The 25,711-nt window shown below is 44.1% G+C and carries 20 protein-coding genes; 12 read left to right on the forward strand and 8 right to left on the reverse strand.

Annotated features, from left to right (window positions below; all coding sequences use genetic code 11):
* Window positions 1–5: 5 nt before the first annotated feature.
* Window positions 6–1,241 carry a molybdopterin molybdotransferase MoeA gene (moeA, locus tag L3V27_RS01845; RefSeq protein WP_237310839.1) on the reverse strand — a complete coding sequence of 412 codons (1,236 nt, stop codon included), beginning with the start codon at window positions 1,239–1,241 and terminating at the stop codon, window positions 6–8.
* Between the two features lie 287 nt (window positions 1,242–1,528).
* On the opposite strand from moeA, the gene folE reads away from it, so the two are divergent.
* Entirely contained in the window at window positions 1,529–2,182 is a 654-nt protein-coding gene (folE, locus tag L3V27_RS01850) for a GTP cyclohydrolase I FolE (RefSeq protein WP_006741127.1), read from the forward strand.
* A gap of 275 nt (window positions 2,183–2,457) precedes the next feature.
* Window positions 2,458–3,696: an NRAMP family divalent metal transporter gene (locus L3V27_RS01855; protein ID WP_237310840.1), complete on the forward strand. Its 1,239-nt coding sequence runs from the start codon at window positions 2,458–2,460 to the stop codon at window positions 3,694–3,696.
* 46 nt (window positions 3,697–3,742) lie between these two features.
* On the opposite strand, the gene L3V27_RS01860 is transcribed toward L3V27_RS01855, so the two are convergent.
* Together L3V27_RS01860 and clcA are read right to left on the reverse strand one after the other, a co-directional pair.
* Window positions 3,743–4,690 carry a TDT family transporter gene (locus tag L3V27_RS01860; protein ID WP_074190502.1) on the reverse strand — a complete coding sequence of 316 codons (948 nt, stop codon included), beginning with the start codon at window positions 4,688–4,690 and terminating at the stop codon, window positions 3,743–3,745.
* A gap of 261 nt (window positions 4,691–4,951) precedes the next feature.
* Window positions 4,952–6,355 (reverse strand): H(+)/Cl(-) exchange transporter ClcA, encoded by a 1,404-nt coding sequence (gene clcA, locus L3V27_RS01865; protein WP_074190503.1) that lies wholly within the window; start codon window positions 6,353–6,355, stop codon window positions 4,952–4,954.
* A gap of 489 nt (window positions 6,356–6,844) precedes the next feature.
* Between clcA and L3V27_RS01870 the strand changes: the two genes are divergently transcribed.
* Complete coding sequence (locus tag L3V27_RS01870) at window positions 6,845–7,423, forward strand: hypothetical protein (RefSeq protein ID WP_237310841.1); 579 nt, start codon at window positions 6,845–6,847, stop codon at window positions 7,421–7,423.
* Here the strand turns inward: L3V27_RS01870 and L3V27_RS01875 are convergent.
* Window positions 7,404–7,817: a helix-turn-helix transcriptional regulator gene (locus tag L3V27_RS01875; protein WP_005396084.1), complete on the reverse strand. Its 414-nt coding sequence runs from the start codon at window positions 7,815–7,817 to the stop codon at window positions 7,404–7,406. The genes L3V27_RS01870 and L3V27_RS01875 overlap by 20 nt on opposite strands.
* Window positions 7,818–7,912: 95 nt before the next feature.
* Between L3V27_RS01875 and L3V27_RS01880 the strand changes: the two genes are divergently transcribed.
* The 5 genes from L3V27_RS01880 to L3V27_RS01900 all read left to right on the forward strand — a co-directional run bounded on the left by L3V27_RS01880 (window position 7,913) and on the right by L3V27_RS01900 (window position 13,736).
* Window positions 7,913–8,821 (forward strand): aldo/keto reductase family oxidoreductase, encoded by a 909-nt coding sequence (locus tag L3V27_RS01880; protein ID WP_152815540.1) that lies wholly within the window; start codon window positions 7,913–7,915, stop codon window positions 8,819–8,821.
* Between the two features lie 366 nt (window positions 8,822–9,187).
* Window positions 9,188–10,192: a response regulator gene (locus L3V27_RS01885; protein WP_005396082.1), complete on the forward strand. Its 1,005-nt coding sequence runs from the start codon at window positions 9,188–9,190 to the stop codon at window positions 10,190–10,192.
* A gap of 8 nt (window positions 10,193–10,200) precedes the next feature.
* Entirely contained in the window at window positions 10,201–10,629 is a 429-nt protein-coding gene (locus tag L3V27_RS01890) for a PAS domain-containing protein (RefSeq protein ID WP_237311551.1), read from the forward strand.
* A gap of 86 nt (window positions 10,630–10,715) precedes the next feature.
* The gene (locus tag L3V27_RS01895) at window positions 10,716–12,257 is read left to right on the forward strand and encodes an NAD(P)H-hydrate dehydratase (protein ID WP_237310842.1); all 1,542 of its coding nucleotides are present in this window, start codon (window positions 10,716–10,718) and stop codon (window positions 12,255–12,257) included.
* A 435-nt stretch (window positions 12,258–12,692) separates the two neighbouring features.
* A complete protein-coding gene (locus tag L3V27_RS01900; protein WP_005396079.1) occupies window positions 12,693–13,736 on the forward strand; it encodes a GMP reductase in 1,044 nt (347 codons plus the stop codon).
* A 147-nt stretch (window positions 13,737–13,883) separates the two neighbouring features.
* Here the strand turns inward: L3V27_RS01900 and L3V27_RS01905 are convergent, their stop codons facing one another.
* From L3V27_RS01905 to L3V27_RS01915, 3 genes are all read right to left on the reverse strand, one after another.
* Window positions 13,884–15,170: a linear amide C-N hydrolase gene (locus L3V27_RS01905; protein WP_237308795.1), complete on the reverse strand. Its 1,287-nt coding sequence runs from the start codon at window positions 15,168–15,170 to the stop codon at window positions 13,884–13,886.
* 465 nt (window positions 15,171–15,635) lie between these two features.
* Window positions 15,636–15,962 carry a hypothetical protein gene (locus tag L3V27_RS01910; RefSeq protein ID WP_237310843.1) on the reverse strand — a complete coding sequence of 109 codons (327 nt, stop codon included), beginning with the start codon at window positions 15,960–15,962 and terminating at the stop codon, window positions 15,636–15,638.
* Between the two features lie 88 nt (window positions 15,963–16,050).
* On the reverse strand, window positions 16,051–17,742 hold the full coding sequence (locus tag L3V27_RS01915) for an FAD-dependent oxidoreductase (protein WP_237310844.1): 1,692 nt from the start codon (window positions 17,740–17,742) through the stop codon (window positions 16,051–16,053).
* Window positions 17,743–18,025: 283 nt separating this feature from the next.
* Here L3V27_RS01915 and L3V27_RS01920 point away from each other — a divergent pair, with 283 nt between their 5' ends.
* Window positions 18,026–18,499, forward strand: a complete 474-nt coding sequence (locus L3V27_RS01920; protein WP_053807898.1) for a DUF1842 domain-containing protein — start codon at window positions 18,026–18,028, stop codon at window positions 18,497–18,499.
* A gap of 134 nt (window positions 18,500–18,633) precedes the next feature.
* On the opposite strand, the gene L3V27_RS01925 is transcribed toward L3V27_RS01920, so the two are convergent.
* Window positions 18,634–21,807, reverse strand: a complete 3,174-nt coding sequence (locus L3V27_RS01925) for an AAA family ATPase (RefSeq protein ID WP_237310845.1) — start codon at window positions 21,805–21,807, stop codon at window positions 18,634–18,636.
* Window positions 21,808–22,676: 869 nt separating this feature from the next.
* Here L3V27_RS01925 and L3V27_RS01930 point away from each other — a divergent pair.
* Genes L3V27_RS01930 through L3V27_RS01940 form a run of 3 tightly spaced genes read left to right on the forward strand, consistent with a single transcriptional unit; the run spans window position 22,677 to window position 25,601 of the window.
* On the forward strand, window positions 22,677–23,975 hold the full coding sequence (locus L3V27_RS01930) for a hypothetical protein (RefSeq protein WP_237310846.1): 1,299 nt from the start codon (window positions 22,677–22,679) through the stop codon (window positions 23,973–23,975).
* Between the two features lie 7 nt (window positions 23,976–23,982).
* Entirely contained in the window at window positions 23,983–24,930 is a 948-nt protein-coding gene (locus tag L3V27_RS01935) for a formyltransferase family protein (RefSeq protein WP_237310847.1), read from the forward strand.
* Between the two features lie 56 nt (window positions 24,931–24,986).
* Window positions 24,987–25,601: a tail fiber protein gene (locus tag L3V27_RS01940; protein WP_065645138.1), complete on the forward strand. Its 615-nt coding sequence runs from the start codon at window positions 24,987–24,989 to the stop codon at window positions 25,599–25,601.
* Window positions 25,602–25,711: the final 110 nt, after the last annotated feature.

Raw genomic sequence — 25,711 nt, forward strand, 5'->3', positions numbered from 1 at the left:
TGTTCCTAGTATAACGTTGAGTTAAACAGTTGGATTTGAACCGTTTCGCCAACTTCCACACGGCCACGCTCACGTTCCAACACAACAAAGCAGTTTGCCAAACTCATTGAGCGAAAGGCTCCTGAACTTTGGTTGCCAGTGGTTTCAACGACAAATTTACCGTTTTCTAGAGTATAGATACCGCGTTGGTAGTCTGTACGTCCCGGCGCTTTCTTAAATGCGGTTTTAGTCGTCGCAGGGATAGACTCAGGTGCTTTCCATTCAGTGTGGCCAGCCAATTTAGCCAACATTGGTTGAACAAGTACGTACATGGTTAGCACCGCAGATACAGGGTTACCTGGTAGCCCACAGAACCAAGCAGTACTTAACTTGCCAAATGCGAAAGGTTTGCCCGGCTTGATTGCCAGTTTCCAGAAACCGATTTCTCCAAGTTCTTCAAGAATGTCTTTGGTGTAATCTGCTTCACCAACGCTGACGCCGCCAGACGTTACAACTACATCCGCGAGAGTTTGTGCTTTTTCGAATGTTGCTTTTAGTGTTTCTGGGCAGTCAGGGATAATGCCAAGATCAATCGCTTCACAACCAAAGTTTTCAATCAGCGGCTTAATACCGTAACGATTACTGTCGTAGATTTGACCCGCCTTGAGTGGCTCACCCAATGGTTTAAGTTCATCACCTGTGGAGAAAAATGCCACCTTTGGCTTACGCACGACGGTGACATGGCTGACACCAAGAGAGGCAATCATTGGAATATCGCGTGGTGTTAGGCGCGCGCCTTTTGCCAATACGATATCGCCTTGCTTGATGTCGTCACCCGTAGGGCGGATGTTATTTTGCGGCTTCACATCCGTTTGGGTGAACTGAATACCAGCGTCGGTCACTTCCGTATTTTCTTGCATGATAACGGCATCACAGCCTTCCGGAATTTTCGCGCCAGTCATGATTCGAACACAAGTGCCTGCCGGCCATTCACCCTTAAAAGGCTGACCTGCGAAGGATTTACCTGCCAGAGGCAACACTGTAGACACTTCTAGGTCTTGAATACGAATGGCATAACCGTCCATTGCTGAATTGTCGAAAGGGGGCACGTGAATTGGTGATAAAATATCTTCAGCCAGCACAAAACCCAGAGCGTCAGCAAGAGGAAGAGAAAGTGTCGTTTGGATAGGTTTGATTCGCGATAGCATCTTATCCATCGCTTCTTCAATTGGCATCAAGCCAGGTGCGTCGCAGCAGCCCATTGAGATAATCCTATGTTCTTTTGTTTTGTGGCAACTCTACCATAAAAGAGGACTGAGTAAGAATGTCCACCTATAAAATATGGGTGTAATTATTCAAAAATCCGAGTATCCTTGTCACCCATCCGAAAGGGGTAAAGTTCCTACGGAGCATGAGAAAATAGCTCAGTGTATTCTTGTTATGTGCCTTGGCGTTATAAACATCGGACTGAGCGACTTTAACGCTACGGGATGAAAACACGGCAATTGTATTTCACACCGAGAGTGGTAGTTACAAAAGAGGAAGTGGAATGTCAGGTCTTAGCGAGTCAGCAAAGTTAGTGAAAGAAGCGCTAGAGCAACGCGGGTTAGAAACACCAATGCGCCCTAATGCCGTTAGCCGTGAAGAGAAGAAGGAAAAGATTGAATACCACATGCGTGAGATTCTTGGTCTGCTTCAGCTCGACCTTACGGATGATAGCTTAGAGGAAACGCCACACCGTATTGCAAAAATGTACGTGGACGAGATTTTCTCTGGTTTGGATTACTCCAACTTCCCCAAGATCACAGTTATCGAAAACAAGATGAACGTGAGCGAAATGGTTCGCGTGAAAGACATTACTGTGACCAGTACGTGCGAACACCATCTTGTGACAATCGACGGAAAAGCCGCTGTTGCTTATATTCCTCGCGGTAAGATCATTGGCCTGTCTAAGATCAACCGTATTGTTCGTTTCTTTGCGCAACGCCCTCAAGTTCAAGAGCGTATGACCCAGCAAATCCTTGTTGCTTTGCAAACATTGCTTGAGTCTGACGATGTAGCGGTGACTATCGACGCGACGCATTACTGTGTGAAATCACGCGGTGTGATGGATGCCACCAGTGAAACCACGACTACAGCGTTAGGTGGTATTTTTAAGAGCAACCCAGCGACCCGTGCTGAATTTCTGCATGGCCTGCGTTAATCAAATCGACAAATAAAATTGAGAGAGGATGGCGAGTTGCCATCCTTTTTTATATCTTTTATATCCAAATCATAGTCAAGTGAGTCGCAATAAATAGTAATTATGCAATTGTGTATTGACAGTCACATTCGTTGCTCTTAATATATGCGCCCAATGAACGACTACAACTTGTAATCGTTTGTTTTAAAAAGAGATATTTCTCTAAGTTCAGCTGATCTCGGTCAGTTGTCTTTCTTTTTTCTAATAATAGAAAGACAACAAATTTGGGACTCGGCATGACTACACAAAGCACTATCAGCACCTCCTCTATTTCAGCTCCAGTTACAGAAAGCAGTTGGCAAAAGAAAGCCATGCTCAGTGTCGCTTTTTTGATGGCGACAACCTCTGTGGGTCCCGGCTTTTTAACTCAAACCGCAGTCTTCACAAATATCTACAAAGTCGACATGGCATTTCCAGTTTTGGCTTCCATTTTTATCACGTTTGGTATTGTGATGAACTTGTGGCGTATTGTCGGCGTTTCTGGCATGCGAATCCAAGACATTGCGAACAAAGTGGCACCCGGCATGGGTTATGGTGTTGGTATTCTCCTTGCGCTTGGTGCAGTGGCGTTTAACTTTGGCAACGTGAGTGGCGCAGCGTTAGGCATCAATGTGCTAACGGGCGTGGACACAACATGGGGCGCACTGTTTACCGGTGTCGTTGGCTGTTTGTTGTTTGCGGTTCATAACGCCTCCAAACGAATGGACCAAATGGCCCGCTACCTTGGCTTGTTCATGATCGTTCTGATCGCATACGTGGCTATGACGAGCTTACCTCCGATGGGAGAGACACTAAGTGCAGCGGTGATGCCTATGGATGTTGGTAGTTTGCTTCTGCCTACGTTGACTATCGTTGGCGGTGCAGTTGGCGGTTACTACACGGGTGCACAACGCCTAGTAGACATCGGCTTGAAAGGCAAAGAGAACGTGCCTTCCATCACCTCAACAGCGTGGGCTGGTATTTCTATCGCGGTGGTTATTCGAATCCTACTGTTTTTGGCGGTGTTTGGCGTTATCGCGACAGGCGCAACGCTGGATACGGCTAACCCTGCGGCGGATGCTTTCCGTCAAGGTGCTGGCCAGCTTGGTTACTTCATCTTTGGCTTAGTACTGTTTGTAGCTTCCATCACGTCTGTGGTTGGCAACTCTTACATGGCTATCTCATTAATTAAGACGCTTTTCCCAGTTGTCGCGCGAAACGAGAAAGCTTGGTGTGTTGGTTTCATCATCCTAACCTCGTTAGGCACGGTAACCATGGATATGCCAATTCTTCTTTTGATGCTAGCAGGCCTAGTGAACAGCATTATTCTTCCTATCGTTTTGGGCACTGTATTGGTTGCGACAAAACGCAAAGATATCGTCGGTGACTACCAACACCCAATGTACTTAACGCTAACTGGAGCAGCGATTGTTATCGTAATGGCGGCATCGAGTTTGACTAACATTGGGAACTTCATGGCGAAGTTTGTGGGTTGATGTCTTATTGATAGAGATAAACAGCGGCCTCAGATGAGGCCGTTTTTTATGCTTGTTTAGAGGGCGACTTAACGATTTCTGGCCAATACATTTTGACGTAACCTGCCGATACCCAAACCACCAACACAGTCGCAATGCTGAGCTCTAAAAAGCCAAAATCGTGTAGCCAGTGCCAATGTGGATGCGATTCGGCAAAAAAGGAGGTTAAGCGGTGCATCGCAATGGCACTGATCACGGAAGGAAAGGTTACCGCCGCGATAGAAGGTTGAAACTTCAATCGAAGTAAGCGGAAGTAACACAGGTAGATCAATAACGTCATTGTGATAGCAATCCCTGCTAATGCGCCAGTCAGTATCGGATCGGGCAGGGGAAAGTTCACCAAGTATGCCGCCAATGACAAGTTTACCGGTGCGGCCATAATTGCGAGGGTCGGCCTGGCTCGTCTCGGTAGAGATCCGAAAAACACCAAACGATAGAGCACCAGCGGTAACATAAAGAAATAAATGCCAATGCACATCATCGCTAAGGTTTCAGAGAATAGGTTGTGACCCAATTGGGAGCCTGCTAATGAGCTGCTGATCAGTCCCACTGGATAGAGAAACCAGCTAGGTACAATATTCGACATTTTGAAGTTCATTAGCTGAAAGCTAAAAAACAGTACCATCATAGTAAAATGCAGCAAAAGTGCCATAAACCAGAGTGGATAAGCAATGATTGGCGCTACAGAAGCAAGATAATCTGCAAGGATCAGTAACGCCATACTCATGGGGGCCATTAAGCTACCGCTCAATGGGTGACGAATGTCGACCATAAATAATCGTGGATTCGTGGCATATTTTATCAGCACAGGGGCGAGTAAAAGCGCGCCGAGTGACGCTAAAAATGGGCGTATTGGTTCACCAATTTCAGGGACATAGAGTGCCCAAGCTTGTCCTAAACCTATCATACCTAGCGCTAACGCGGCTTGAGACGGCGGAACGCTATAAAACTGCACAAGTCTTCTCCAGTTCAAATCTACTCCATTTGATTTTTGCCTGAATGAAACGAAACGTGATGATTTGGATGAAATGCTCTATTTGAGTAGCGAATACTAGCAAGTTTAGAGAGTGCTTACTCATGAAAGGTGGTGAGGAAATATCAGAGAATGGTGTTTTTGTGAGTTTGGTATCGAATATTTTGGAAAAGATGTAAAAATGTAGAGTTTATCGCTCCAAACCCTTCGATAGTTTGGAGCGAAATAATAACAAAGCGAGAATTATGTCGATTGGTTTTCAGGAAGATCCTGCTGACGTAACTTATCGTTTTTGATTGTACGATGTAGCAACTGGCTGTAAATCGGTTGTCCGCCAAACAACTGAGCAATAATCACGGCACCTAAACAAGTAATGATAAGTGGTAGAATTAAGTAGTAGTTATTGGTCATTTCAATCACCAACAAAATGCCCGTGATCGGTGCGCGTACCGTTGCAGCAAACAGGGCCCCCATGCCCGCAATAGCAAATACGCCAGGTTCGATATCAAGCGTAGGAAGCAACACATCAGCACTCGCTCCGAATGCATAGCCAAACAAGGTCCCCAGAGCAAGCATCGGTGCAAAGATACCGCCCGGCGCACCAGAGCCAAAGCATAGCAACGTCGTGATGACGCGACCAAAGAAAAGCAGAACTAAAACGGATACCGAGTAGTTGCCATTGGTAATGTCAGGAATAAGGCCGATGCCACCGCCAGTTAGCTGTGGCACGTATAAGAGAAGCAGACCAAAAATGCCACCAAGTAGTGAACCCACGATTAAATAGCGTTTACGATCGTTTTTGTGAATTGCGACAAAACTGTCTTGTGCCACGGTAATCAATTTATTGAAGATCACTCCGAATACGCCAAACAATGCGCCAAGCAATAAAAATAACCAAAGGGACTGAAGCTCTGGAGAGTGATATTGCGGCATTGTGATGACAGCGTCTTGCCCGTTGATGGCACGAAACACAATATTGGCCATAATAGCAGAGATGATCACCGCGCGAATTGAGATCAGAGAATAGCGAAACTGAGGTCGCATTTCCTCCACAACGAACATAATGCCAGCGAGTGGGGCATTAAAGGCGGCAGCCAAACCACCAGCGGCACCTGAAGCGAGTAGGGAATGACGAGTATCGTCATCTTTTACACGGAAAATATCGGTCACCATTCGACCGACAGCACCGCCCATTTGCACCGTTGGGCCTTCACGACCGAGCACCATTCCGGAGCCAAGTGCGCCCATGCCGCCGAAGAATTTTACTGGCAGGACTCGCCACCAACGCACAGGGCGAATGTTGTCCATCGCGCCTTCAATTTCAGGGATACCTGAGCCCGCCGCCTCTGGGGCAAAGCGGTGAACAAGAAAGTAGCCAATAAAAGCAAGCAACGCGCTGATCAGCACCGCAGCAAGCCAAAGAGGAAGTACGCTACCGATTTCGCTTCTTAGCCATTCGGTACGGGTTTCAGAAACAAAATGAACCGCAAGTTCGAAGTAAGTGCCGACAAAACCAGCTAGTGTGCCAACGATTGCGGCCATAATCAGGACAGAAAATGGTGTGGACCCTCGAGAGACAAACTGGTTAATCGCATCTTTCGGTACGTGCGCTAACACAGATTTCACAATTCTCTCTCGTTTGGTCATTAACAAGTTCTCCTGTTGCTGGTGGAAGGGACGCGAGAAAGTATACGCTTCGCAGAGTCTAGACCTAATCAATAAAGATGCAATTTAGCTTTTCACTATTGAGTGTTCGAAGTGTCGCGATATAATTCATTCACCAAGACTGTGCTATTGCTCTCATAATTTGCGATAAAAAACTTGTTTTTTGAGCAAAATGAACCATGCTTTAGGTGTAAAGCAACATGACTGCTTCAGAAGGAGGGATGTGAGGTTTTACACAATTTGGATGGATTCAAACCCTACGGTAAGTCCTCGTTTTATGTTCGGGATGCATCAGTAGACATCTCCGATTCGCACACTCACGATTGAGTAACGAGGTAGAGGCGCACGCAAATGTGCGCCTTCTTAATTTCTGCTCTACAACTTTCCGCACTACTTGCCACTATTTTTATCTTGAACAATTTCTACTAGTCGGTAATGTCTGGGGTCGATGTTAATCAACCAGAGTAATTCATGCGCTTTTATCCTCGAGTCCTGTTTTCTTTATGTTGTTTTTCGGTAACGTTTCCAGCATTTTCGACGCCGAGTTGGTGGCAGGACACGTTGTCTGCAATGCCGTACTCCAATTTAAAAGAGCGTATAGAAACAAGGGGAGGCTGGTATCGCTGTGACGTGCAGCAGCAAGATGCTTCAACGTATTTCAGCACATTTTGTTTGGACGATTTTTCGTACTATCAGCAGCATCTGTATGGTGAAGTTGTTTTGGGAAAGGACAGTGCTCAGTTCTCTTTTTTGACCGAATATCAATGGCAAAGTCTCAATGACTTAATCCTCAATTTAAGAAAAGACGGGTTGGTTTTACGTAGTATAACTATCGGACAAGAGCACTATGACGTCTTTGAAGCGCTGGAAAAGAAATCTTCTGAGCTCGTCGATAAAGAAGTTACCTTGTTGATAAACCGCTATCCGCAAGAAACGATTCGAAGCTTATTTTGGGTAAAACCGGACGAGTTTGCGTCGCCATCACCGTCTTTAAATGTGGAATTGCACAGCGATGGCGAAATTATCGATGTTAAAGTGACTCGTTTTTAGATTCTTTATGGAGAGATAGGAAGGTCGCCATCGCAGACTCGTCCAAAAATCCATCCGATTTTTTGTGCGCGCGCAGGTATTGATAGCCAGCAATGAGCTTACGGTGCTGTTCTTCTGCCTCATCTGGCAACGGCTGATTCATAACGTGTTGAAATGCAAGTTTGTACGCATCCATATCTACGACTTCAGCGCGGCGATATAAATAACCACATCCGGTCGCTAACCATTCAAGAGAGCAGTTGGCTCGCATCGCAATTTGATTTGCTTTCGTTAGGCTCGGTTCACTGCCTTTTAAATATTTGCGTATTAAAGCTTCAGACACATCAACGCGTCGTGCAAATCCGCTGATGCTTTCTTCTCCGATCAAGGTGGCTAGGCGTTGGGCAAAAGACATATTTCGTACTCCAGTTCGAATTGCCAAAGTTTACCCGTTGAGCCGATGTGAAAACAAGACTACGATGAATGCAGATCAATTGAAGGAGAAAAACCATGGTTGCAAAAGTTGTGACTGCACCAAAAGGCCCTGAGCTCTCAGAGCTGGTCCAAGGATATTGGCGTGCAGTTGATTGGGGCATGACTGCTCAAGAGCGTTTGTCATTCCTCAAGCAACATATTGAGTTAGGCATTACCACGGTCGATCACGCAGACATATACGGTAATTACGAGTGTGAGAAGTTGTTTGGTGAAGCACTTGTTCTCGATAAGAGCGTGCGAGAGCAGATTCAGATCGTCACAAAGTGTGATATCAATCTGTGCGGAGATAAAACACCAGAGCGTAAGATCAATCACTATGATACGAGTTCCGCTCACATCTACCAATCGGTGAATAACTCGCTTGAGCGTTTGAATGTGGACGAAATCGATGTGCTTTTAATCCATCGCCCTGACGTGTTAATGGATGCCGATGAAGTGGCTGAAGCATTCTCAGAGCTACACAAAGTGGGTAAAGTGAAGCACTTTGGTGTGTCTAACTTTACTCCACGTCAGTTCGAATTGTTGCAATCTCGTTTGGGTAAGCCTCTTGTGACTAACCAAGTGGAAATCAACCCGCTTAATTTTGAAGTTGCACACGATGGAACGCTTGATCAAATGCAAATGTTGCGTACGCGCCCAATGGCTTGGTCTTGCCTCGGTGGTGGCTCAATCTTCAGTGGTGACAGTGAGCAAGCCGTTCGTGTTCGCAACGAATTAGAAGCGATTCGCGAAGAAGTGGGGGCGACTAGCATTGACCAAGTGATTTACGCTTGGGTACGTCGTTTGCCATCTAACCCAATTCCAATCATTGGCTCTGGTAAGATTGAGCGTGTGCAAACGGCAGTAAATGCGCTGAATATCGAATTGACTCGAGAGCAATGGTATCGCGTATGGGTGGCTTCTAAAGGTCACGGTGTGCCATAGACGTGACATTTTATTGATGAATACATTATTCAAGGCACCCTATGAAAGGGTGCTTTTTTATTGCTACGTGATACCGATTTCCCCAGCACTCATACTGAGCGGATAGAGTGTAAGTAAAAACGGATTTTTAATTTAAAATGCAACTTTGTGCTTATTTTTAATGGAGGCGTTTTATCCATGTTTGTTTCATGTCACTAAACAGCGAATGGGATGTTTGCTTTTTCGCCATTTTGTTCACTCATCCATTCATATTGCGTATGCTTATTGAATAAAAAAGAAATAAAAACTCGTCAGTTTTCTCGTATTACATGCTGTAACAATCTGTTAGACTCCGGCGCAGATTGTGGAATATAAAAAGGTGATTGAATGTCTTTTCCCGTACTCATCTGTGATGATTCAGCGTTAGCACGCAAACAGATGGCGAGATCACTACCAGCCACATTGAATGCCGATATTACGTTTGCTATCCACGGAAAAAATGCGCTAGAAGAACTCGAAAAGAACGAGTTTAAATTGATGTTTCTTGATTTGACCATGCCAGAAATGGATGGCTTTGAAACACTAGAAAACATGCAGCGGTTAGGGAATAAAACTCCCGTGGTTGTGGTGTCGGGGGATATCCAACCTAAAGCGAAAGAACGTGTGTTCGCACTTGGCGCAAAAGCGTTTATTCAAAAACCGATCGCCAAAGATGAACTCAAGAATGCGCTTAAAGAGTTAGTTGAGCCAGAGCCTCGTCCTCAAATTATCACGCCTGTTTCTATTGAGTTACCGATTTTACGTCGTCGCGATATTTACATGGAAGTGGCGAACGTCTCTATTGGTCGAGCCGCAGATGCATTGGCGCGTCACTTTGATGTGTTTGTGCAGTTACCGCTTCCGAACGTTAATATCTTCGAAGTGAGTGAACTACACATGGCTCTCCGTGACTTAGCGTCGCATGACAACGTATCGGGCGTTTGTCAGGGTTTTTGTGGCGAAGGTATTGCGGGTGAAGCGCTGGTGATTTTGAGCGATTCGAGCGTATCGGATCTCAAGAAATTGATGAAAGTGCCGGCTGACAGCGACGAACTGGAAGAGCTTGAGCTGCTCATGGATATTTCCAATATCTTGGTGGGGTCATTCTTAAATGGCTTGGGCGAACAATCTGAAGTGCGATTCTTCCAAAGCCCTCCAGTGCTTCTTGGTCAGCATATATCAATTGATTCGATCATTGAGTCTACGACGGGCGCATTCAGCCGCACCATGACATTCGAGGTGAGCTACAACATTGAGGGAACGTCAATCCGTTGTGATTTATTGTTTATGTTCGTCGATGAATCTTTGCCGCTGCTCGATAACAAACTGTCATATCTAATGGAGGAGTTCTAAAGTTGAATATGCCAGCAGAGTTTGAACAATTCCATTGGATGGTCGACATGGTACAAAACGTCGACATGGGGCTCGTCGTCATTGACCGAGATTATAATGTGCAAGTGTGGAATGGGTTTATGACTCATCACAGTGGTTTGCAATCTCATGATGCAATTGGTCGTTCTATCTTTGATATTTTCCCTGAAATCCCGCAGGAATGGTTTAAGTTAAAAACAAAGCCAGTGTATGATTTAGGTTGTCGCAGCTTTATTACGTGGCGCCAGCGTCCTTACTTGTTCCGCTGCCGTAACGTACGTCCTGTTACTCAGCAAGCGGAGTTTATGTACCAGAACGTTACGCTGAACCCCATGCGTACCCCGACTGGGAAAATCAATTCGTTGTTTTTATCTATACAAGACGCGACGGCTGAAGCATTGATGTCTCAGAGTCAGTAGCGATAAAAAACTTTCTCAAAAGCCAAGGTTCGCCTTGGCTTTTTTGTATACTTATAATTGTGTTTCCTAATGCGCAGAACGTGAAGATGGACTTTAATCTCGCCCTAAAACTCTACACCGCAGAACAAGTAAAAAACGGTGAAACGCTGGCAGCGCAAATGGCTGGTGTTTCTATGTATAGCCTAATGCAACGCGCAGGTATGGCTGTGTATGAGCGTTTTTTACACTTATATCCCAAATCAAAAAATATCTTAGTCATTTGTGGCAAAGGGAATAATGGTGGTGACGGATACGTATTTGCCTCGCTTGCTAAACAAGCGCAACTCAATGTACAGGTTTTCCAACTTGGTGATGTGACTGCGCTCAAAGGTGATGCTTTACGCGCATATCAAGATTGGCAGTCCATCGATGGTGTTAACAATGATTGGGATGAGTGGAATACCGCATTGCTAGAAGCCGATGTGATCATTGATGCCATGTTAGGCACTGGTTTAAGTGGTGAGGTTCGTTCGGAGTACCGTCGCTACATTGAGCAAATCAATCAAATTCACACCCCAGTGATTGCAGTCGATATTCCTTCCGGGTTGTGTGCAAATACAGGTGCTATTTTAGGCGATGCCATTCATGCTGAGCATACTGTAACCTTCATTGGTGTTAAGCAAGGCTTGTGCACCGGACAAGCGAGAGATCGAGTTGGTGAACTCCACTTTTGTGGATTGGGTGTAAATATTGAGTTTGATTCTATCGAAGTAGAAAGTGCACTAGGTATTGATAATCAGGTTGTTTCAAGGTTAATGCTCAAGCCAAACCCGACAGCACACAAAGGTGACAATGGCAAACTACTTTGCGTCGGTGGTAACCAAGGTATGTCAGGAGCGATTCGTTTATGTTCCTCCGCTGCGGTTAGAGCCGGAGCGGGTTTAACTGCCGCAATTACTCACCCGAGTAGCCTTATTCCACTACAGATTGGCTGCCCAGAAGTAATGAGCCAAAGCATCACCGCTGACTTACTCAGGGATACTGAGAACGACTTAACCAAACGCATTCGCTGGGCTGAAGTATTGGTGTTTGGTCCAGGTTTTGGTGATGATGAGTGGGCTTATCAAGCCTATCAATATCTGGCTCAAGAACAGAAACCTAAAGTTGTTGATGCTGATGGGCTCAATATTCTAGCGATGCTAAGCCAACGATGTGATGGCACTTTGGTGTGCGACAACCAGCGAGTGATCACGCCGCATCCTGGAGAGGCAGCTCGACTATTAAATGTGACCACTCAACAAATAGAAAGTGACCGATATTCTGCTGCAAGACAACTGCAAGAGCGTTATGGCGGTGTGGTGGTTTTAAAAGGCGCGGGAACACTTATTTACGATGGAACGAGAATGTACGTCTGCCTAGCGGGTAACGCCGGAATGGCGACGGGCGGAATGGGAGATGTGCTATCTGGTGTTATTGGTGCGTTGCTAGCTAAAGGGTTACCCATTTCCATTGCGGCACGTTTAGGTGTGGTACTCCACAGTCATGCTGCGGATATAAACGTGAATCAGCATGGTCAAATTGGTCTTTTGGCAAGTGATGTAGTTAGCACACTTCGTACCGCTATCACCCAAGAGCTCTATCAAACTTAATTAGATTTCATGCATTGTTGAGAAAAATGATCGATTTTTTTGGGTACTTTTTCCGAATTAGCAGCGCATCTTAGTATTAGGTGATTGAGTTTTAGGCAGATTTGAGAGGTTGTGCGTTTTCATTTTAAAGGTATGACGCAAAGGTTTGCGCAATAGGTTAACTTAAACGTTTTCTTAAGTTGTTGATAATTATAAATAATGAGAAAAAATAACGACTTGAGGAGTGTTTTTGATATGCGATTATCAAGATGGTATCACAAAAAAAATTCAAATATCAGACTTGTAGGAAATAAATCACAGCCTATAATGCTGAAAACCGGAGCGTCTGCCAACGCTCCGGTTTTTTTGTGTCCGAAGAACAGTGAACTCGTCTGCCAACGAAATCACTACGCACTCTGAGATGACACATATACATATGAATCAAGGAATTACACAATGCGTATCGAACAAGAACTTAAGTTAGGTTTTAAAGATGTACTGTTTCGCCCGAAACGTTCTACCCTTAAGAGCCGTTCTCAAGTAAATTTAACCCGCGATTTTACATTCAAGCATAGTGGTCGTCAATGGTCTGGTGTGCCTGTAATCGCAGCAAACATGGATTCGGTTGGTAGCTTTGCAATGGCTAAAGCGCTAGCTGAGCATGGTGTAATGACTGCAGTTCACAAACATTACACGGTAGAAGATTGGGCTGAGTTTGCTAAATCAGCTGATAAAGCAACCCTGAATAACGTAATGGTGTCTACGGGAACATCTGACGCAGACTTCCAAAAAACCAAAGATATTATGGCGCTTTCAGATGAATTTATTTTCATCTGTATCGACATTGCAAATGGTTACTCAGAGCATTTAGTCGAGTATGTTGAACGCGTGCGAGCAGAGTTCCCAGACAAGGTGATTTCTGCGGGTAACGTGGTTACTGGTGATATGTGTGAAGAGTTGATCCTCGCTGGTGCAGACATCGTGAAAGTAGGCATTGGCCCTGGCTCAGTTTGTACAACTCGTGTAAAAACGGGTGTTGGTTACCCGCAGCTTTCTGCAATCATCGAGTGTGGCGATGCAGCGCACGGCCTTGGTGGCATGATCATCGGTGACGGCGGTTGCTCATGCGCAGGTGATGTATCCAAAGCATTCGGCGGCGGTGCGGACTTTGTTATGCTAGGCGGCATGTTAGCGGGCCACGAAGAGTCAGGCGGCGAAGTGATCGAGAAAGACGGCGAGAAGTTCATGAAGTTCTATGGAATGTCGTCGAAGAGCGCGATGGAGAAGCACTCAGGTGGTGTTGCTGGTTACCGCGCAGCCGAAGGCAAAACCGTGTTATTGCCATACCGTGGCAGCGTTCACGGCACTATTCAAGACATCCTTGGTGGCGTTCGCTCAACTTGTACATACGTGGGTGCAGCAAAGCTTAAAGAGCTAACCAAGCGTACTACATTCATCCGCGTTCAAGAACAAGAGAACAACGTGTTCGGTAAAGAGTAAATCGACTGAATGTAACAAGTGTAAAAGCAACCATACGTTATATCTATAGCAGATAAAACTATACTATATGCAGCTATGAGCCAGAGTGAGATTGATTTCTTACTCTGGCTTTTTTGCTTCTCATTTGTTTGCGCTTCAAAATTAACTCTAAGCGATTTTAATAGTTGGTCGAGATTCGACTTGTTCAAACGGTAATGATGTTGTAACTGGCATGAGCTGTAAAACGCTTGAAATCTGACAGTCTCTATTTAATCCAATATAGTCTTTGACATTGGCTACTCGCCAAGTCATGTCTCCGTAAGTACGCAGATAGAACGCGGGTGACTGATGACTGTTATGTCTAATAACGCTCCATTGGGTGATATCACTAAAAAAGACTTCAGGGTTATCGGATGTCTCAAACTCATTCGCCATGATGCCCAAAGGTATATCAACGCGATTAAGTAGCTTTTGTCCGAGTGAGAAGGCTTCGTCGAAGTTAGTTGGTTGTTCGCTTAACTGCTTAATTGCATAGGTTTGTACAAATCGAGACGGCGGTGTTGGGTCGGCGGGTAGGCCCATCAAGCCAGCGCCATTGATTGATTGAAGTGGGCCAGGCACTTGGACATGACGTTGCATGGTTACTTCATTGTTCGGTTCTGGGTTGTAGTTGCGCAAATTGGAAAAATATGAGAGGTGATTGACATGCCAATGGTAATTTGGGCAGTTAGTCATTACTCCTACGTAGGAGTGGTCCACAACCACTTTATAATCATCAAAGTCATATTCGGTACATTGATAGCGTGCTTGCTGATTTTCCTCTTTGCTGAACATATCGCTTTCTTTAAATGCTCGATAGATATGCATATTACCGTTAAGAAACTCAATGACTGCACTGTCATTATTTGCATCGTGAATCACGAAATGCTGATCCAACGTCATATTGTCACTCTCTGTTTCACCAGTTGAAATAGTCGAGTTAAACACGTAAACGGGGTGAGTAGTGAAGTACGTCACCATCTCGTCCACAGTATTAAACGTAGACAAGATAAAAGTACCAAACAGGCCGCTGCCTAATGCAAAGGCATCATCAGGGATGTGAGAGGTCGATACATTTTGATTGAGAATGGGCAAGTACAGTGACCCAACAGAAAGGCCAGATTCATTAATGCCATCAGCTGTTAAAAGAGGGTGGGTAATGGCGTTGCAGTGTATGAAGCTCAACTCTCCCTGCCAATTTGCTCGAAACTCACATTCTTTACTGTGACGTTTTGGCGGCTGACCATTGAAAACACGGTCGGCTTTTCCGTCGGAAGTAACGGTCGTAATTTGGTAAGTTTGTTGGGCTCTAAACCAAATCTCGGTCTGAAGGTTAACTGCAAACTCCATGGTTCTAGCGGATAAGGTTTGGTTGTTGCAACCATAATTGATATTCACATCTGTACACATAGCCATGCTTTCCGTTGTTTATTTTGAATGATGCATATCCAAGAAACTCTCTGAATCAAATGCTTAGAGATTACGTGGATATAGAAGAATTGCGCTTTAATAATGGTTTTAGCCATTGAGATAAGCACATGCTATTAAGTTAAGCATTCAATCAAAAAACGTCAGTAGCAGTTTAGTATCAGTTGATAGAGTTAAAATAAAAAGTGATGTATTAAGTCAAACTCTTTGATCTTAGAGCTCAATAATATATTTATTTTTTCAATCTTGGTTACTCTAGATTTAAAGTTGGTTTTAAAAGTGATTTTTATTGATTCGATTATCTTGCAGTGGTGATATAAAGTGAGAACATAAAGTTAACAATTTCAGATTATGATTGAAAATAGGGAGAGTCTTCAATCCAAATACCGAGAAATGAAACTGCCCGAGAAGTTGTGCAACTGTCTCGGGCGAAGTGATGAATCGGGTAAGCGGCTATAAAGTTTTCTCACAAGAACCGCTAAGTGGTGGAGATATTTTTAAATTATCATTAAAGATTTCCACAGCGACGGGGCCTTTATTTTCGTCTTTTGCATAGAATGCACAGGACTTGTTCCCAGTATAGGTTTCACCTGCCTTTTTGAAACTGTAGTACCAGGAGTCATGGGTAGCGGCACCGGATTCAAAACTAGCAAATTCAGATTGTTCGCCAGTATTCAAGTCGAAACGGACCTCCATTTCCGGAGAGTCTTTAAATCTCACATATCCGGTGATTTTATCGCTGGAGTTATTTTTAACGTAAAATGAACCCTTAGTTGTCATAATTTTTCCTCTTTTTTTAATTTCTATACGTAATAGAACGGCCAAATGACGGTCTGTTAATATATGCTTCTTAAGATGCATATTGATGTTAAATGATGGTCTTATTAGTTCTAAGATGATTAAACTTATCCTTAGCGTATTTCTCTTTTATACCGATTAAGTCGCGGTAGCTTCGATCAAAATAAACGCTTGTGGGAATTGCCGGATCTTTAAAGCTGATGAAGGCACCATAGGTTCCCGGTATATCAGCTTCTCTGGCTTTATCAATCCAGTCCATGGCTCTGTTTACATCAACAAGTACTGGGTTATTTTGTAGTTCTAGTTTTTGCTTTATCTCTTCATTCCACCAAGTTTGGTATTGGACTGTATATTGACACTGGCGGTAGGGGAAAGATATGTCTTCAAGGTCGTCTGAGTGATGATAAAAGCCACCAGTGATCGCACCTAAGGTTACGTAACTAAATAGCCCTTGATCGCGGTTTTCTGGCTTTATCAAAGGCGAAGTTAAGCTTTGCAAAAGTGCAGTATAGCCTTCTGCTTTAAGACCTCGCTCTGACACCAATCGCGAAGTGATTTTGTGAGGTGCTGGGGCGTCATAATCTGGAGGGAAAGGAGAACCGCTTTGACACAAAGAATCGCGCCCCCATGTGCTCATCAGGGAGTGATCGTATTTCTTCCCGTCAAAATCAGTGCCATGTGCTTCATAGACTTGAACTAAATCAGGGGAGCAGGCGCCAAATTGAACGGCTATAAATTGGTCAAGATCTTGCACTGTTCCTTCCCAGTAACCGTACATAGTGCAGTGATGGCTGATGGTTTCGAGATCACAGTGGTTAGATGATTCAGGCAGAGCATCAATTTGCAAGTTGGTGCCAAGAAGTTTAGGCGTATCGAGGCTTTTTATAGCCTGCTCCCAATTTTTTAGCACATCTATGGTAGGGTGCGTTGGTATTGGCTGAAGCATACCGTTGATTTTTGGATAGAGGTTCCACTGAAGCTCGAAGCGGTGGATCTCTTTGGGTAAAGGGAATGTTTTTACGCGTAGCTCGGTAACAATGCCATAACTCATGCCTCCGCCGCCTCTTAGTGCCCAAAATAGGTGAGGGTTGGACTCTGCTGAGACTTCTGTGATCGTACCATCACCCAATACCACGGTTGCACTCACTAGATGCTCACAACACATGCCGTATTTTCGTGTCCAAGGGCCCCATCCTCCGCCTTGAATATAGCCAGTCAACCCAACTGTGGCACAGGTTCCATGTGCAATCATTCGATCATGCTCTGCAAGTTTTGGTGTCAGTTGATAGAAGCGATAGCCAGCACCAATGGTGGCAATATTGTCACACAGTTGGAAGGTCTTAATTCTGCTCACGTCAATCAAAATGACGTTGTCACCACTGCATTCACCTGCGTGATCATGCCCTCCTGAGCGAACACGAATCGGGAGACTGAATCGAGTTGCTGTTAGATAGGCTTGCTGAACTTCTTGCGTACTTTCGCACATGACAATGACAAAGGGTTGGTGTTGATAGCGAGTATTGAAGATGAGTGACTCGACTTGATATTGGTTCAAACCGGGAACCGGTGAAACCGTGTTTTCAAGAGGTGTCAGTAGTCGCTCTTTAGGAAAACCGCATTTATCCATTTTCTGAATAAACAGTTTGGCATTATTGATTGAGATTGAGTACGCGTTAAGTACAGCGAGGCGTTGTATTTGAGGGTTAGGGTGCTGTTCTACCACTTGGTTTTCTTTAGTTCCCTGCATCCATTCTTGTTCCATTATTTTTTCCATTTGGCTTATGTATTGAATAGTTGTTTAAGTATTAACTCGAATGCATATGTTCGCCATATCAGTTTGGTATCAGTTGTTCTGTACAAATCGCCAAAAGCATCAGCGAGAGAGCAATAATATCTGGTTGATGAAAAGAACGAGCGGCATCTGCGTGACCGTAGATAATTTATGTAGTCAAGTAGATCTGAGCCTAAAGTGATACTGAACTTGAATGACGTGTTATCTACATTGAATGGGTCACTAACGACAATAAATTCAGTTGGAGAACACAATGAAAATGGAATCAAAAGAATCACAAGCAATTTTTACTGCTCATTATCAAATTGGTAACGGCTTACCTGGAGGAGTGAACTTCGATGTTAATCTACTCGTGGCCAGCGAAGACAAATCAATAGTGGGTAAAGGACATATCTTCCAGTCCATTAACCCACCGTTAAATGTGGTGTCTGATCTCAATGGCAGTTTCAACTATCAATGCACGATGCGTGATTGTCATATCATGGTGACGTTGCAGGGCTACCAGCCTTACCTAGGCATTGCTCCTCTAGGAGCAGATCTTCACAACGTAACGCTCAACATCCTACTTAATGATGATTGGAAGTCAGGCGTGGCATTCTATCGATATAAAAATAGTTCAGGTAAATGGATTGAAGTAGCAAATCAACGCGTTACTCTACTTTTACCTGAGCATGTTCCTAGCATCGAAAACTTTAAGGTGGAGCAAAGTGATCTTGCGCCAGCATAAATCTAATCAGCGATGACACTGTGCCAAAACACAGATATTCGATGGTTTCGAATATCTGTGTTTGATGAGGTAAATCGAGCAAACAAGATGATTTGACGGTGCAATTAGTCGACTTTCTTCGTTTATTGAATATTTCATGGTTGAGTAGATGTGAAGAGCCAATGGTCGAGCTCATCAACACTTATTTGAGCCTGGTTCAGTTGATGCTTACGCGCGGCCTGATTGAAGTTTAACAACTCAGAGACGGAGCTGGACTGGTCGAGTAAGGCAAGCATCAGATTCGCTTGTTCAATATAAAAATCACCCCATGGATGCGGATCTTCTTGGGTGAAGTTAGACAGCTTATCGCGATATTTTCGAAGTAGCGTAGGCTGCTTATACTGCCACGCTACTTGGATTCCTTGTTGGTAAAAGCGTAAATAGTTATGACCAACACAGGTAGATTCTAGCCAAGCCTCACCAGTGCGCAAAGCGGAGAGGGCCGTTGATTCATCGCCACAAATAAGTGCTTTGGTAGATACGAGCCAAGGACCAATAAAATTGTGTAGCTTATTGATATAAACAAGCTCTAGAGCCGTGTCGATGTCCGAAAGGGCTTTCTCCTCTTTTCCCTGATACCAGTGCAATCTTGCACTGGACTCCAAAAGAAAAGCGACAAATCGATGAGCATTAAGCTGTTTTGAAAGTTGCAGAGCGGTCGAGATTTCGTTTTCAGCTTGCACCAATACATTACGGTCGAGAAAGATCCATGCTGCCGTAAGCCTGGAAACAATTTCTGCTCGGCGGTTTGCCGTGAGATAGGCAAGATTCGAGGCATGCTGAGCCTGTTTTAGTGCTTCGTCAGATTGCAGTTGATAGATCATCACTGTTGCCAGCATGTAGCGATTGGCAGTTTCAATCGAAAGCAACTGATGCTCTTCACACAGTTGCAAACACTCGGTTAAGTGCTCGTATGAGCGAGCCATTTTTCCTTGTGCGTAGGCACAATCACCGAGGCCGCCAAGCGATTTTGCTTTCGCGCGAAAACAGTTTGCTCGCTGACTGTAATCTAATGCAAGTAAATGTTCTTTCTCACATTCGTCTAGCTGCCCAGTAGGGAACAGCATATTACCTCTCATCGAGTGGATTTCACACAAAGATTTATTTAACGTCAGCTTTTCGCACAGGGCTTGGGCTTGGTCTAAAATCGACATCGCTTGTACAAAGTTGTCGGTTAAGCGGTAGGGGTTAATGAGGTCTAAATAGTATTGAACACGTTCAGGATCATTTTCTGTGTGATGAACCGCTTGCTCAAGAACCTCAATACTCTCTTTGATGCGTCCCATTGAATACAGGCAGTTTCCTTTCATATTTAGTGCATACGCCATCTGTTCTTTAGGTGACTCTTTAATAGCGAACTCAATAAGTGTCAGTGCTTTTTCAAACTGATAATTACTTAAGTAATGTTTGGCGGTCTGTTCAAGAACAGTAAATACACCTTCGACCTTGGCATGATTAATATGGACGGCATATAAGAATCGATCCCGGTTCTCATACCATTTTGCACAGGCCATGTGTATTTTTGAACACTGTGACTTGTCTATTTGACGGAAAACAGCATTGCAAATCAAATCATGATGGAAAAGGTATTGATCGCCATTGAGTTTTACTAAGCCAGCGTCGACTAACTTATCTGGTACGTAGCCGGGAATTCGAGTGATTTCACGCAGTTGCTCCAGTTGAAAGCACTGCCCCAACACAGAGGCAGTACAGAGAGCTTGGCGATCTTGGGCTGGAAGTTGAGCTAATTGTATCGAAACTAAATGCTCCAATGACTCCGGAACGTCTTTATCAAACTGAGAGCAAAGCAGTGTTTGGCGCAAGTATAAAGGATGGCCTTTCGCAAGCTTTATACAGTCATTGATATGTTTATTCTGTTGGCATGTGATTGAGCAAGCTAACTCGTAAGACTCTTCAGATGATAACTCCCTAAGTTCGATTAGATTCACGTTGGTAAACCAAGATTGTTTGGAACTAAGTCGTTTTTGCTGCCTAAACGTCAGAAAGAGCAAAATATTGGTGTTTGTAATATGAGGTAGCAGTGTCTCAAGAAACGCCAACATTACCTCGTCGGCCCAATGGACATCTTCAACAATAATCAAGTGCGGTTTGCTGGTCTGCCGTTGTTGAATTAAGAAAGGGATAGATTGCTCTATCGTTTGTTTCAGCGTTTGGAACTCCATTAAGTTCAGCAACTGCTTTTCTGATTCGTTGAGTGCTACCCCCATTAACCAATAAAGGCAGAGGTGGAAAGAGGAGGGAATTGATGACTCGACAGTTTGCTGACGAATAGAATCATCGGTATCTTCACGAGTAAATGAACAAATTGCCCGAGTGAATATATTTTGAGGGGATAAGAGATCAGCACTACCATGATTCAGGATTTGAATCTCTGTGGTTAAACACGAGGATCGATTCAAAGACGCAATGACCTGGTTGAGTAGGCTGGTCTTTCCTATCCCTGCGGTACCAGTAATACAATACGTTTGGCCTGCTTCTTGTTTTTGCCATCGCTTGATTCCGCTATTTAATGTTTCTAGTTCAAGTTTACGCCCTACAAAACAGTCAGTATGGCTTTGGTGTAAGGATACAAGATGCCAGTTGTTGAAGTCTGGCTCTCCTGTTAGAAACGGTTTTATTGGTCTGGCACAATTGGACGAGATAAAGCAAGGACAAGCAGCTATTTCTCCCCAAGGGATATTAACTAGGATTTCATTGATTGGGGTTATCGCATTCGGATGTTCCGATAGCTCAGTGACTCGATGCTTGTATTTTACATTGATAAAAGACCGAATCGAAGCCGAAAGAGCAACCTGTAATTGAAGGGCTAGTTGTCGAATTCGTTCAAAAACATATTCGTCCGATTCCTGTATAGACCAAGTAAGAACAAACGTCCGGTTTTTTATTATGGGTGTAGTGTTTTGGCTGAAAAGTAATGTTTGCAGAGTCTTTGCGGTCAAATCACACTTTGCTTCGATTGCAAAAATAAAAAAATATGGTGGTGATGAAGACACATTTGTAAGTAATGGTTCTGAGGCGCGATCTATTAAGAGGTCCTCTACGGGGACAGAAAAGTATTCCGCGAGGTTGGATGCGGTACGATACAGCACATTCGCCCCAGACTCTGCTCGCTTTATGGAAGCAATAGATACGACAAAACCCTGTTGAAAGCATTCTTCCGCCAGTCTTTCTTGGCTCAGTCCTAATTTCTTTCTCAGTTCTTTGAGTCGTAATACGTTGAGTGGAATTCTTCCATCCCTATTTGCCATATTTCACTCCGTTGTAACGTATAGCTTTTCCCAGTAAACCTGAATCGATTGGATATGTTGAGTGAACAAATTTATCTTATTTCACCACATATAATACTAGTAGTTAAAATGTTATATACGAAAATGAAATGGGCATTTTAATCTTCAAACTACCTTAATTCATTGTTGTATTAGTCGTGTTTTTGTTATTAATAATTTTGATAATTATTGTTGTGAATTCATGTTTTTCTTAATAAGTTTTTTGAAATATCTTTAAATGTATATATTTTGAAAGATTGAACACCTTCAACTTATATTGGATTATATTAAACCTTAACAATCAAATCCTTTAATTTTAAAGATATAAATTGACAATTTTATTTTTAGTGTTTTTTTTATTTCTATTCTGGCGAGTTAAGTTTTTCTAGTCTATAAATTAAACATCGGCATTTTCTAAATAACTGCCGATAAAAATAATTTTAATTTCAATATTATAAATAGTTGGCTTTATACAATGGATATTGGCTTTTTCTGCCTGTTAAAAGGATTTCATATCACACCACACTTGAATGCCGCGCTTACCTCTATCAAGGAGACTGCGTGGCTGCCACATGTCAAACGATCTTGTTATCGAGGGGATTGGCAAGCGCTTGCTTTAGAAGAATCCTATCGAAAGGCCTATTACCCTAACTATTTACTACTCTCTGAATTTCCAGAATTGGAACTGTTTTTATCTCAATTTTTCTGCCCAATTTTGTCAGTACGGTTTATGAAATTAGATCCGTGAGCTCAGATATTATAACGCCGAGCTTATGGCGTATGTTTTTCTCAAGTACAGGCTTGTTTACATCATTAACTACTGCTACAGCGGCAATTGAGGTTCATGAATTATGCAAAAGGGCTCACCTATAGAATTCTACCAGCAACGTCCTCAATCTCGTGAGACGGTCGGTGTTGAAGAAGTGCAGCAACAAACTCAACAGTTTGGTTTTGCTGAACCCGAAATGGATGAGCTGCTTAAGTACTCATTACGGACTCAACTTGAGGCTATGCTCCAAAACCAACTCAGCACGGCTGAACGCCAGCGGCAACTGAAAGAGAGTTTCGCTGCGGCAGTTGAGCTCGTATTGAAGGAGACGAAAGTTGAGCACCGAACACTGGTGCAAGCCTTTCAGAGCATGTATGGCAACGCTTGCCAATCTCTTTCTCTGGCTAAACTCACTCAAGAGGAACTGACCCGACAGTACATTTCCACATCTGGGCTGGTGATGTCTCCACTTAACTGTAAACACACCATCAAAGATGTGTACCGAATTAAAGGCTTTGCGTGTGGTACAAACAAAGCTATCCAACAAATGCTTGCCAACAAGCCACAGGTTAAAGTGCTTTATCCAGCTTGCGGCCCCTTTGCACCGTTGCTGCTGCCTTTACTTGCTCACTACAAACAAAGTGATCGGATTAGCGCAGAGCAGCTTCAGGTGACATTAGTAGATATTCACCCCGGAGCGATTAAAGCACTCAATCAATTGATCGCGGATCTTGATATCGCAGACTACATTGAAGCCTTAGTGGAAGAAGATGCTACCCAATTTTCGCCAACTCAAACGTTTGATCTCCTGATACTTGAAGCGATGCAGCATGGCTTTAGTCGGGAAGGGTTCCTCAGCATCGCGAAACATTTGGTTCAATATTTACATATTCAAGGCGAAATGATCCCCAATCAGGTATCTGTGCGCGCCATGATGGTCATCGGGGAGACGAAATTTAATCAACAATGGGAAAAAGCAGAGTATGCACATTCCAACCATTGCCAACCGGAAGCGATAGATGATCGAATTGATCTGGGAGAAATTCTTAACGTCAATAAAGCCATGTTGCTCAAAAGCGAGATTTTTGAGCTAGATGGTGGAATAAAAATGCTGCAAGGCAACACCATTGAGCTGCCGAAAGATGTGCCAGATATGGCAAAACGTATCCTCGCCATTTACAGCCATATCGATACTTACGGAGATGCGATGGTCGGACAATACGACTCTGGTATTACCCATCCTAAACCCGACATGACTTTTTATGTGGATGCCAAGCCCACAGCTGTTGAACACCATTACTTTGAAGCGAAGGGAGGGGATAAGGTCAGTTTCTATTATCAGTTAACCGGATTGCCAGGTTTTGTCGCCACCCAAGGATGATTTCGATATGCAGCAAAAATACGTCGTTTTTACAGGAAGTTGTTACGCCTTGCCCATCATTCAGTTGTTGGCACAACAGCATAAATTGGCGGGCGTGGTAGTACCGGAAGGAGAACTAAATCCTGACTTACAGCAGCTACAGAGCTATCTGAGCGCTCAATCGATTCATATTGCTCAGTATACCGCCAATGACAGCAGTGCTTTGATAGCGCAACTCGATGCTTGGCGAGTCACGGATGGCGTCATCTATTTGTTCAGGCACATAGTTCATTCCTCGCTGTGTCAGTTTTTCAACGGAAACTTGTACAACATTCATCCGGGAAAGCTGCCCGAGTATCGAGGCCCGATGCCTCTATATTGGCAATTAAGAGAGGGTTTAGACACCTTTAGCCTCACCCTGCATCGTCTTGAGGCATCGGCTGATTCCGGCGCTATAGGAATGGAGTTAGAGGTACCATTTCACCCGTTTGAGACCTTAACCAGTGCTCAGCAAAAAGCGTCACAAATGACGGCTAAGCTGATGTATGACTTCCTCATCGCGCAACAAAAGAAAGGGCTGGTTTGGCGTGAGCAAGTATCAAACCTCAACGAAGTGGCACGAGCAGTAAACCAACATGATCTGCACATTCGTTGGAACGTGCAAACGAGTCGCGAAATCGTCAATTTAGTGCGAGCAGGCAATCATAACTTCGGTGGTGCGATGTTGAGCTTGCCAAATGGTGTCGCCAATGTTTTGCAAGCAAGCGCAATGGAGACTTCTTTAGTCGGTGTTGAGGCGGGGAGCATTCTCGAGATCAGCCCACAGCATGGGTTACAAGTGAAAACGTTAGATAGCGCCATATCAATAGATGTTATTGCTACACAGCAAGGCGTGTTTTCGGGTTATCGCTACGCGCAAATGGCTGGGCTGGACGCTGGGATGTCATTGCTTCAGCACGCTTCAGCCTGCGAGTAAAGATTACGTTATGGGTTGGTTTTAACTTAAGTGTATACGTTAAAAGGAAGAACAGTATGGCTACAGAACCGTATCTTGGGACACTAACCGCATTTGGCGGCAATTTTGCAATTAGAAATTGGGCAATGTGCTCGGGGCAAATGCAGGCAATTGAAGATAATCCAGCACTCTTCTCTCTAGTTAGCACTCTATACGGAGGTGACGCCCGAACTACCTTTGGTTTACCTGATTTGCGTGGCCGCAGTCCAGTTGGTGTAGGCACACGACCTGGGGGGATGGATTATCATCAGGGAGAAAGATTGGGTACTGAACTGGTAACTATTGATATAACCCAAATGCCAACACACTTACATACGGCAATTTTTACCCCTCTTGGCACTGCTGCACCTGTAACAGGCAGGATGCAGGTTGCTACCAATGCTGCAAATACACAGGTACCCGATAGTAATTCGTATATAGCGCAAAACTCTACCCCTGGGTTCTATAAACCGACGTTTCAGCAACCAGATTTGACTGAGATCGAAGGCTTAAGTGTGTCTGGTGGTGGCTCGGAAGGAGGTACTGTAACTGTGACTGAAACAGGCGGTTCAGAGCCACTTAATATTTTGAGCCCGGTATTGCCGATTAATTGGTTAATTGCCACTGCGGGAGTATACCCACCGCGCAGCTAATCAACCAAGAAAGAATTGGCTGAAACTTTCGCTAATCCTTTCCTATAAAAAAATTAAACATTTAAGTTGATTATGATAACCCGGCTATGTTGATAAGGCCGTCATCTTCA

It is taken from the genome of Vibrio sp. J2-3(2022), from assembly GCF_021725735.1.
GTDB lineage: Bacteria > Pseudomonadota > Gammaproteobacteria > Enterobacterales > Vibrionaceae > Vibrio > Vibrio diabolicus.

Bases quoted from the DNA above. Each gene is read 5' to 3' on its own strand.
- moeA (WP_237310839.1), bottom strand. From the start codon at position 1,241: ATGGGCTGCTGCGACGCACCTGGCTTGATGCCAATTGAAGAAGCGATG.
- folE (WP_006741127.1), top strand. From the start codon at position 1,529: ATGTCAGGTCTTAGCGAGTCAGCAAAGTTAGTGAAAGAAGCGCTAGAG.
- L3V27_RS01855 (WP_237310840.1), top strand. From the start codon at position 2,458: ATGACTACACAAAGCACTATCAGCACCTCCTCTATTTCAGCTCCAGTT.
- clcA (WP_074190503.1), bottom strand. From the start codon at position 6,355: ATGACCAAACGAGAGAGAATTGTGAAATCTGTGTTAGCGCACGTACCG.
- L3V27_RS01870 (WP_237310841.1), top strand. From the start codon at position 6,845: ATGCGCTTTTATCCTCGAGTCCTGTTTTCTTTATGTTGTTTTTCGGTA.
- L3V27_RS01875 (WP_005396084.1), bottom strand. From the start codon at position 7,817: ATGTCTTTTGCCCAACGCCTAGCCACCTTGATCGGAGAAGAAAGCATC.
- L3V27_RS01880 (WP_152815540.1), top strand. From the start codon at position 7,913: ATGGTTGCAAAAGTTGTGACTGCACCAAAAGGCCCTGAGCTCTCAGAG.
- L3V27_RS01885 (WP_005396082.1), top strand. From the start codon at position 9,188: ATGTCTTTTCCCGTACTCATCTGTGATGATTCAGCGTTAGCACGCAAA.
- L3V27_RS01890 (WP_237311551.1), top strand. From the start codon at position 10,201: ATGCCAGCAGAGTTTGAACAATTCCATTGGATGGTCGACATGGTACAA.
- L3V27_RS01895 (WP_237310842.1), top strand. From the start codon at position 10,716: ATGGACTTTAATCTCGCCCTAAAACTCTACACCGCAGAACAAGTAAAA.
- L3V27_RS01900 (WP_005396079.1), top strand. From the start codon at position 12,693: ATGCGTATCGAACAAGAACTTAAGTTAGGTTTTAAAGATGTACTGTTT.
- L3V27_RS01905 (WP_237308795.1), bottom strand. From the start codon at position 15,170: ATGGCTATGTGTACAGATGTGAATATCAATTATGGTTGCAACAACCAA.
- L3V27_RS01910 (WP_237310843.1), bottom strand. From the start codon at position 15,962: ATGACAACTAAGGGTTCATTTTACGTTAAAAATAACTCCAGCGATAAA.
- L3V27_RS01915 (WP_237310844.1), bottom strand. From the start codon at position 17,742: ATGGAACAAGAATGGATGCAGGGAACTAAAGAAAACCAAGTGGTAGAA.
- L3V27_RS01920 (WP_053807898.1), top strand. From the start codon at position 18,026: ATGAAAATGGAATCAAAAGAATCACAAGCAATTTTTACTGCTCATTAT.
- L3V27_RS01925 (WP_237310845.1), bottom strand. From the start codon at position 21,807: ATGGCAAATAGGGATGGAAGAATTCCACTCAACGTATTACGACTCAAA.
- L3V27_RS01930 (WP_237310846.1), top strand. From the start codon at position 22,677: ATGCAAAAGGGCTCACCTATAGAATTCTACCAGCAACGTCCTCAATCT.
- L3V27_RS01935 (WP_237310847.1), top strand. From the start codon at position 23,983: ATGCAGCAAAAATACGTCGTTTTTACAGGAAGTTGTTACGCCTTGCCC.
- L3V27_RS01940 (WP_065645138.1), top strand. From the start codon at position 24,987: ATGGCTACAGAACCGTATCTTGGGACACTAACCGCATTTGGCGGCAAT.